Raw genomic sequence first — 3,428 nt, forward strand, 5'->3', positions numbered from 1 at the left:
ACGCGACGAGCTGCTTGTTGCCCGGCTGGTCCTCGCGCGCCACGACCACGCAGGAGCGGACGGCCGGGTGGATGCCGAGTGCGGCTTCGATCTCGCCGAGTTCGATGCGGAACCCACGGATCTTGACCTGGTCGTCGTTGCGCCCCAGATACTCCAGCGAACCGTCCGGCAACTGCCGCGCCAGATCACCCGTCTTGTACATCCGCGCACCCGCACGCCCACAGAACGGGTCCTCCACGAACCGCTCCGCCGTCAGCTCCGGACGGTTCAGATACCCGCGCGCGACCCCCTCACCGCCCACGAACAGCTCACCGACCGCACCCACCGGCACCGGCCGCCCCCGCCCGTCCAGCACATAAATCCGCAGATCAGGAATCCGCTCACCGATCGGGCTGGCCGACCCGTCGGTGTCCGCCTCCACCAACGGCCGATACGTCACATGCACGGTCGTCTCCGTGATCCCGTACATGTTCACCAACCGCGTACCGGCATTCACCGCACGCCGCATCCACGGCTTCAACGCCCCCACATCCAGCGCCTCACCACCAAACACCACCGCCCGCAGCCGATGCCCCGCACCGTCCTCACCCTGCGCCGCGATCAACTGCCGGAACGCACTCGGCGTCTGGTTCAACACCGTCACACCCGCAGCACACAACAACTCATAGAACTCACGCGGATTCCGCGTCACCGCCTGCGGCACCACCACCAGACGCCCGCCATACAGCAACGCACCCCACATCTCCCACACCGAGAAGTCGAACGCGAACGAATGGAACAACGTCCACACATCCGACGACCCGAACCCGAACCAGCCATCCGTCGCCGTGAACAACCGCGTCACATTCCGGTGCTCGACCACCACACCCTTCGGCGTCCCCGTCGACCCCGACGTATAGATCACGTAGGCGAGATCGCCGGAGGTGGAGCCGACCTCGGCGGGGTCCAGATCGGCGTCCGACCGGCCGCTCCAGGCGCCGGCGTCGGCGCGCACGTCCACCACCGGGATGTCCGGTGCCGTCAGGCCGTCGGGCAGCCCGCCGTCCACGACCAGGACGCGCGGTGAACTGTCCCGCACCACATGGTCGAGCCGCTCGACGGGGGCGGCCGGGTCCAGCGGCACATAACCGCCACCCGCCTTCAGCACCGCCAGCACCGCCACCACAATGTGCTCACTGCGCGGCAGACACAGACCCACCAACGTCTCGCGCCCCACACCCAGTTCACGCAAATGCCGCGCCAGACGATTCGCCCGCGCATTCAGCTCGCCATACGTCAGCGACACGCCCTCGAACTCGACCGCCACCGCGTCCGGCGCCCCGGCCACCACCGACTCGAACCACTCATGAACACACCTCTCCTCCGACACCAGACCGGCAGGAGCCGCGTTCCACTCCTCCAGCACCCGCCGACGCTCGGCCGGGGAGAGGACGTCCACGTCGAGGGCCCGCGTCCCGGCGCCGTCGTCCTCGGCGAGGGCGGCGACGATGCCGGACAGCGCCGCCTCGACGTTCCCGACGAGCGCCTCGCACGCGACCGTGTCGTCCACGCGGACGTGCAGGGCGAGTTCGCTGCCGAAGTCGTCGAGCGAGACCACGAGCGGGTAGTTGATCGCGTCGGCCTCCGCCAGCCAGTGGATGCCCTGGCCGGTGACGGCGGCCCCGGACGCGTCCCCGTGTCCGGGCTCGAAGTGCCGGACGTTGATGACCGCGCTGAACAGCGGGGTGTCGGCGTCCAGGCCGCTGCAGCGCTGCGCCAGGCTCAGCGCGCTCTGCTCGCGGGCGATCAGCTCCTTCAGGCCGGTGTCGACGTCCGCGATCAGCTCCTGCACGGTCCGGTCCGCGAGACGCACGCGCAGCGGCAGGGTGTTGATGAAGTTGCCGAGCATGCTCTCCACGCCGGGCACGCCCTGGAGGCGGCCCGACATCACGGTGCCGAACACGACGTCGTCGCTGCCGGCCGCCGCGGCCGTGACGCACGCCCATGCCGCGTGGAACAGGCAGGCCGGGCTGATGTGCAGCCGCTTGGACTGGGCGCGGATCGCGCGGGTGAGGTCCTCCGGCAGCGCGCGGCGCAGCTGCGGATAGCGGTGGCCGTCGCCGCGCACGTCCGTCAGGCCGAACGGCGTGGTCGGCTCGGTGACGTCGGCGAGCATGGCCCGGAAGTGGGCCTCCCCGTCGTCGGCGGTCGTCTGCCGCAGGGTGTGGGCGACGAAGTCGCGGTAGGGGGCGGGCGCCTTGAGCAGGGCGGCGCGGCCCGCCATGTGGGTGGCCAGCTCGGTGAGGACCAGGCGCAGGGTGGTGGCGTCCTCGATGAGGTGGTGGGCGCTGAGGAGGAGGTGGCGCCGCTCGGAGCGCGGGTCCTCGGCGACGAGGAGTTTCAGCAGGGGCGCCTGGTCGACGCGCATGCGGCGCGGCCGGTCCAGGAGGGCGCGGGCCTGCTCCTCGGCGTCGGTGCCGGGGTCGAGACGCGTCCGCTCCACCGTCAGGCGGGCGGTGCGGTGGACGACCTGTACGGGCTCGGGCAGGTCGGCGGTGAGCACGGCGGTGCGCAGCACGTCGTGCCGGTCGACGAGCGCCTGGAGCGCCTCCGTGAACGCGTCGGCCACCTTGTCGTCGTCCGCGGCGAGCAGGACGGAGACCAGGTAGGGGTCGTTGTCCGGGTCGAGCAGGTGGTGGAAGAGGATGCCCTCCTGGGCGGGGGCCAGCGGGTAGACGTCCTGGACGTTGGGCGCGCCGCCGGGCACGGTGGCGACGACCGTGTCGACCTGCTCCTGGGTCAGCTCGACCAGGGGCAGCATGTCCGGGGTGAGGCGCGCGCAGCCCAGGGGGATCAGGTTCGGCGGGACGCCGTCGTCCACGGGGGCGGCGCCGGCCCCGTCGATGGCCTCCGCCAGGCGGGCCAGGGTCGGGCTGCTGAACACGCTGCGCACCGAGACGTCGAGGCCCAGTTCCTTCAGGCGGGCCACCAGGACCGTGATGAGCAGCGAGTGACCGCCGAGCTCGAAGAAGTTGTCGTCGGCGCCGACGCGCTCCTCGTCGAAGCCGAGCAGTTCCGCCCAGACCGAGGCGAGGGCGCGCTCGGTGGGGGTGCTCGGCGCGACGTACTCGCGCTGGGCGTACGCGTCGATATTCGGTGCCGGGAGCGCCTTGCGGTCGAGCTTGCCGTTGGTGGTCAGTGGCAGGCTCTCCAGGGCCACGTAGGCGCTGGGGACCATGTACTCGGGGAGCATGCGCTCCACGTGCCGGCCCAGCTCGGTGCGGAAGTCCGTGTCCGCGTGCCCGTCCTCCGCGACGACGTACGCGACGAGCTGCTTGTTGCCCGGCTGGTCCTCGCGCGCCACGACCACGCAGGAGCGGACGGCCGGGTGGATGCCGAGTGCGGCTTCGATCTCGCCGAGTTCGATGCGGAACCCACGGATCTTGACC

The 3,428-nt window shown here is 71.1% G+C and carries 1 protein-coding gene; it reads right to left on the reverse strand.

Translation table 11 applies throughout. The annotated features are described in order from the left end of the window. Nucleotides 1–3,428, reverse strand: a 3,428-nt coding sequence (locus tag AOK22_RS31215) for a non-ribosomal peptide synthetase (protein ID WP_157872329.1), incomplete at both ends; no start/stop codon positions are given.

Origin of the sequence: Streptomyces silaceus (assembly GCF_001419745.1) — a bacterium.
Classification (GTDB): domain Bacteria; phylum Actinomycetota; class Actinomycetes; order Streptomycetales; family Streptomycetaceae; genus Streptomyces; species Streptomyces silaceus.